The sequence below is a fragment of the Streptomyces sp. CB01201 genome, assembly GCF_002803085.1.
Taxonomy (GTDB): Bacteria; Actinomycetota; Actinomycetes; order Streptomycetales; family Streptomycetaceae; genus Streptomyces; species Streptomyces hundungensis.
The window spans coordinates 107,442-113,441 of record NZ_NNBJ01000024.1 but is presented as its reverse complement, the minus strand read 5'-3'; the positions used below and the strand labels follow the sequence as shown (position 1 = coordinate 113,441).

The following is a 6,000-nucleotide window of genomic DNA, read 5'->3' as shown; positions in this document are numbered from 1 at the left end:
TCGCCCGCGGAGCGGGATATGCCCCCGGCAAGCCGGGGGCATAGAGAACGAATTGCGCAAGCGCAATTCGGATTCCGGCGCAAGCGCCGGAATGGAATTCCGCAAGCGGAATTCAAAAGGCAGGACAATTCGCGCAAGCGCGAATTGGGGGCGCCCGCGCAAGCGCGATCACCCGGGCTGGCTACGAGGGAGGGTGCATCACGCGTGGGACTGTGTAGGGCTTGGGGTTCCCAGTCATCACCCCCACAACGGGAGTGACGGACCGTCGGCCCGATCGAGTGCCGGCCCCACCGCAGTGACGGGCTCCGCTGCGCTCCACCCGAACCCCTCCCCCATCCTCGAAACCGGCCGCTCACGTTCACCAATACCTCGCCAGCATACCCCAAGAACCGTACGCGCGGGGCGAAATTCAGCCAAGTATTAGCCTACAGGGCGAACCTGTAGCGTGGGTGATGCATCACGGGTGCTCAGTGTGTAAAGTCTGGGACCAGACACCATCACCCCGGCCCGCCACTCACCGCGCCGGACTCTCATTCCTATTACGCGTCGCATTCCGCAAAAAGGAGAACACGGGAATGGCCGTGAAACTGCGTGAACATCAGATTGAGGCCGTAGCCGCCATCGTGCGCGGCCTCGATATCCCGCCGGGCGGCATTCCCTGGAATGGCTTGCGTGGGCAGGTGCACGCCGCGTGCGGAACGGGAAAGACCATCATCGCGGCGGCCTCCGCAAAGCGGATTGTGCCCAAGGGCCGCATTCTCGTGGTGGTGCCGACCCTGGATCTCCTGGCGCAGACCGTGAAGGCGTGGAGCGGCGCCGGGCACAAGGGGCCGGCTGTGATGGTGTGTTCGCCGCTGGACGACCCGGAGCTGTGGCACCTGGGGGTGCGGAGCACCACGAACCCCGTTCAGCTGGCGCTGTGGCACAAGGAGGGGCCGGTGACCATCTACGCCACCTACGCCTCGCTCGGTGTGCTCGTGGAAGCCTTCGAGGGCGCGTACGGGCAGAAGCTCGCCCCGGTGGACCTGGCGGTGGTCGATGAGGCGCACCGAACCAGTGGGTCGATGGGTAAGGCATGGGCGGACATCCACGACCAGACGAAGATCCCGGCGCACCGCCGGCTGTACCTGACCGCGACGCCCCGGATCTGGGAGGAGCGGCTGAACCGCGAGGTCGCCGAAGGGGTGCGTGACCCGCTGCCGCGCGAGATGGCGGCCTCCATGGACGACGAGAAAGTCTTCGGGCCGGTCCTCTACAAGCTCTCGTTGGCATCGGCGGTGTCGCGGAAGCTGCTGGCGCGGTACCAGATCATCGTCCTGGAGCTCCAGGACCCGGTCGTGACGCCCGAGCGGCTCATGGGCGAAGAGCGGCACACCGAGGAGGTCCGCGGACAGCGCCTCGGGGCGCTCCAGGCCGCACTGCTGCACACGATGGAGCAGCACAACCTGTCGACGTGCATCACCTTCCACCACCGGACCATAGAGGCCGCGGCGTACGCGGAGGGCCTTCAGCGTGTGGCCAAGCGGCTGCACGCCGACCAGCCGGAGAAGTACCCGGCGGAGATCTGGGCGGACTGGCTGTGCGGCGAGCACGTCCCGGAGCACCGGCGGGACGTGCTGGGCAAGTTCGGGACCACCGCCCGGCGGGCCGTGCTCTCCAACTGCCGCGTCCTCGGGGAGGGCGTGGACATCCGGGCCGTGGACTCCGTGGCGCTCCTGGACCCCAAGGGCGCCCCGCACGACATCGTCCAGGCCATCGGCCGCGCACTGCGCCAGAAGCCCGGACAGGGAAAGCTCGCCTCTCTGATCGTGCCGGTATTTCTCCAACCCGATGAAAGCCCGGAAGGCATGTTTACCTCCGGTTCGTATAAGCCCTTGGTGAAGGTTCTTGAGGGTCTGCGGGCTCACGACGAAGAGGCCGTGGAATTGCTCGCGATTCCGCAGGAGCCTCAGAAGGACGTCGCGCAGCCTTCCGAATACATCGGTGCCGCGCCCGCCGATAACGAGGAAGAAAACCGTCTGCTGCTCCGTTTTGCGGCTCCGCGTGATCCGGTGATGGTCGCCAACTGGGTGTCCTTCAACGTGATCGACACGGAGCGGCAGGACTGGGCGCGCGGCTGGGCGAAGCTCAAGGAGTACGCGGAGCGCGAGGGCCACTCCCGGGTGCCGTACGAGCACAAGGAGGGCGCGTTCCCACTCGGGCAGTGGGTCGCGGAGCAGCGCCGGGCGTACGGGGCCGGGCAGATGAACGGCCGGCGCGCGCAGCGGCTGGAGAAGCTGGGCATGGCCTGGTCGGCGGCCGACGCGCGGTTCCAGGAGAACCTGGCGGCGGCTCGGGTGTACTTCGCGGAGCACTGGACGCTGTGCGCGCCCCGGTCGGCGGCCGCGCTCGACAAGCCGGTCGGCCAGTGGCTGTCCAACCTGCGCCGCCCGGGTGCGCTGGCCGAACACCCGGAGTGGGAGGCCGCGTTGGCGGCCATGGACGATGACTGGAACCCCGCGTGGCCCACCGAGTGGCAGCGGCACTACGCAACGCTGCGCGAGCTCGTACGCGACGAGGAGGGCCCGGCGCAGGTCCTGCCAGGCTTCACCGTGCACGGCATGGACGTCGGCAAGTGGCTGGCCCGGCAGCGCAGGCCCGAGGTGTGGGAGGACCTGGTCGACGGGCAGCGCGAGCGCCTGGAGGCCGTCGGCGTCGTCCCGCTGCCCTCGGAGCAGGCGGAGCCCGTCAAGGCCCCCGGGAAGGCCGTGAGCGCCTTCGAGAAGGGCGTTGCGGCCTTGGCGCAGTACAAGGCCCGCGTGGGCTCTGTGAAGGTCCCCAGGGGCCACGTAGAGCGACTTGAGGATGGGAGTGAGGTTAAGCTCGGGGTGTTTCTCAGCAACAGCAAGAGCCGCCGGGCCAAGCTCACCCCCGATAAGCTCGCTGCGCTCGCCGGCCTCGGACTCGAATGGGCAGCCACGGAAGAAGCCGCATGATGACCACGAGCGGGTAGGAAGCGAGCCAGCAGGCGGTCAGCGTCGATCCGCGGCCGACTCACGGGAGGGAGCAGCGCTAGAGGCGGGAGCGGCCAAGGCGGCGGGACCGAGCTCGGCAGGCAGGGAGCTGCGCATGCCAGTCCTTCCAGCTACTGGCACGACCAGGCCGCCCGGCCGATCCGGAGGTCGCTGGGCGCGCAGGTGCGCTACGAAATTTTCGGCTCGGCCGGTAGCTGAAAGCTGGGCTATGTCGTTGCTGGCATGTGACTAGATCTCAGGAGTACCGGGCGGCACGAGCCACGCACGTGGAACGTCGTCTCGCGGCGGTAGCTGAGACATGGGCAGGGTGGAAAATGCAGGCCAGTCCGGCACTGCGCCGACACGCCGAAGCGGTGGAGAACTGCACTCGGTGCCGGGTCCCGCTGGACCGGGTGGCAGACGGCATCATGAGGGTGAGGTCGTTCAGGCCAGCCTTCGGAAAACAGGCCAAGCTCCGCTATCAAGAGATCAAGGACCAGCGTCCGGACCGTGGTGAAGCGGCGGTTGCCTTCGCTGCGGCGTTCCGCGCCGAGCATGGGCACGGGCCCTCGACCACCCAGTTGTGCGCCGGTCTCGGGTGGGGGGACGAAAACATGCAGGTGCGTGCGTACATTGTTCACCGGCTGATGAAGAACGACTGGCTCACCACGACACCTCCGGTGTCATGGACGCTCCGGCCCAACCTGCGTACCCCGATTGTTGCCGCTCAGCTAGGAGTTGACCCAGCACCCGCTCTCCGTTCGTCGCGCGGTGCTCGACCTAAATAGGTGGTCGGGTCGCTTGCTCGCCCGACTCGATTGGGGGGGCTCGCACTGAGGCGCCACAACGAAGGCCGACCAATCGCGTGGGTGGGCAGTGCACCTGATGACTGGTGAGCAGTGGCGGTGAGATCGACGAAGGGCCCCGGGCGCATGGCGACCCGGGGCCCTTCGTTGTCCGGGGCCGACGGCACTGCTCCAAGTTCTACACGCACTGAGGTGCGATGCCTGGGGTTCTGAGCTGTGGCATCGTACGGGTGTGCGTGTAGAACTTGGGGTCTCGGACGGCTACCCCTGCAATTCGGCTACTTCGCCGATGTCAGCATACGCAGCTTGGTCCTCACCTCTCCTGAGCCGAGTCCATGGCTTTTTTGCGAAAGCTCACCGCCGATGCACAGGGGCTCAAAGGTATGCCCAATCACCTTGACCATGGCCTTCTTGAGTGCATGCCCGGAAATCATCGGCGTACGGGCGATCTGCTCGATGTCCGCGACGAATGCATCCAGTTTGCTCCGATACGTGTCTTCGTCTTCGATCGGCTCCTGCAGGCCACTGAGCGCCCCAAAGTAGAGATCCCAGTCCTCGTGGGGCGTGCGCAGATCGACCACGCCTTCTTCGATTTCGACCAACCAGTTGGCTTCGACGGCCAGGTCCCGGCAGAGATTGGCTGCCTCTTCGTCCAGGCCAACGCACCGTGCCAGCTCTTCCTCCTCGAACCGGACTCGGGTGTTGTTCTCATGCCAGTCCGAAAGGCTCAGGTCGAGTCGCGAAGCTAGCTCGTGCAGGAGGACCTTCACCATCTGAGGCAAGTCCGCATCAAGCACGGCAAGGACAAACTCCTCGCGGCGATCTGCGTTCCGCTGTTGCGGGCCTGAGTCGCCCGATTTTGCGTCGCCCGCTTCTGCGGCCATGGTCTTCAGTTCCGCTTGGTAGCTGTTGCGCCCGTTTTCCTTCATGCGGCGTCGCACTTCCTCTTTGCGTGCGTGGTTCTTCGTCATGTCGCTCTATCTCGCACCAGCCCCGTGAACCGATGCGTCGAACGATCGGGTCACTGACACGTGGGCGAGGATGCGAAGCACCTTCGGGCTGTTATTGCTCACCGTTCACGGGCCGACAGAGCACAGCCGAGACCGTCGCCTCAGGGGCGGTCCGTCCTATGCAACGTCTGGGGTTGGAAAGAGTCACGCGTCTGTCAGCGCTCGACCCGCCCGTTTGCTCAGTCCTGGTGAGCGGCGGCGGGCGGCGGTGGGACCGGCGACAAAGCCCCAGGATGCACGTGCGGCCCGGGGTCCTTCGCGGGCGGGGCTTCTGGCGCACGCGCGGGGCTATTTTCGCCGGACGGGTTTCATGCGAGAACCCCGTCCGGCATGCTGCCGATGTCGGTGACGGCTTCGTGACCGTACGTCGTAATCGGGAGGGGCCATGGGAGCGGACTGGGAATGGACTGACCGGAAGGTCGGGCTGTCGCATCAAGGGCGTTCGGGGGTGATGCTCGATGACGGGACCGAGCCAGGCCCGGCCATCTTCGATACTGGCAGCGGGAGTTTCATGCATCGGTCGCACCGGTGGCATGACTATGACGGCAAGTACGGCAACCCCCGGGCAGCGGCATTACGAGGGGCCTGTTCTTGCGGCTGGCGCGGAGAGACTCGCTATCCGCTGACCTGGTCGACGGACGGCGGCGAAGACTGGGTAGAGGACGCACCCACCAGTGACTGCAACCGGGACTGGAAAGCTCACCTGGAGCAGGTGGAAGCCGCCTCCGCTGTGGTTCCCGACAAGCTGGACAGACGTGTCGCGAAGTTGGTCAGGCAACTGGACGAACTCTCGATCGAGGAGCCCCTCACCGTCCTGAAGGTCGTGGAACGACTGGAGCGGCAGCTGGAAGAAGTCCGCCGAGCCACCGCACACCAGGTGTTGAGCGAACAGAAGCGTCAGGGAGAAGGCCGTTCCTGGGAAGAGATCGCAGCCGCCCTGGCCCTGCCGATCGACCAAGCCGAATCAAGGCTCCTGCACTATCAGAGCGGCCGCTGACACCTGGCTGGCGACGGAACTCCCGCCCCAGGCGTCATAGCCGGCTGGGGCTGCGCCGGGGCGAGCGCGCGAGGCCACCAGCCGAGCGCGTCACCACCCAATGCCCTGCCCGATCCCCGCCGCGCCCGGCCAGCCAAGCCCCACCCTCATTTTCTTGATCATCGGGCGCAGGGAGTCGGGTAGAAGGGGATGCC

The 6,000-nt window shown here is 66.4% G+C and carries 3 protein-coding genes; 2 read left to right on the top strand and 1 reads right to left on the bottom strand.

Annotated features, from left to right (window positions below; genetic code table 11):
• The first annotated feature begins 575 nt into the window (after positions 1 to 575).
• Positions 576 to 2,975, top strand: a complete 2,400-nt coding sequence (locus CG740_RS35145) for a DEAD/DEAH box helicase (RefSeq protein WP_100579373.1) — start codon at positions 576 to 578, stop codon at positions 2,973 to 2,975.
• Between the two features lie 1,102 nt (positions 2,976 to 4,077).
• On the opposite strand, the gene CG740_RS35140 is transcribed toward CG740_RS35145, so the two are convergent.
• Entirely contained in the window at positions 4,078 to 4,770 is a 693-nt protein-coding gene (locus tag CG740_RS35140; RefSeq protein WP_159030496.1) for a hypothetical protein, read from the bottom strand.
• 424 nt (positions 4,771 to 5,194) lie between these two features.
• Between CG740_RS35140 and CG740_RS40025 the strand changes: the two genes are divergently transcribed.
• Positions 5,195 to 5,806: a hypothetical protein gene (locus tag CG740_RS40025; RefSeq protein ID WP_159030495.1), complete on the top strand. Its 612-nt coding sequence runs from the start codon at positions 5,195 to 5,197 to the stop codon at positions 5,804 to 5,806.
• Positions 5,807 to 6,000 lie beyond the last annotated feature (194 nt).

Coding starts and splice junctions, on each gene's coding strand:
- CG740_RS35140 (WP_159030496.1), bottom strand. CDS start 4,770: ATGACGAAGAACCACGCACGCAAAGAGGAAGTGCGACGCCGCATGAAG.
- CG740_RS40025 (WP_159030495.1), top strand. CDS start 5,195: ATGGGAGCGGACTGGGAATGGACTGACCGGAAGGTCGGGCTGTCGCAT.
- CG740_RS35145 (WP_100579373.1), top strand. CDS start 576: ATGGCCGTGAAACTGCGTGAACATCAGATTGAGGCCGTAGCCGCCATC.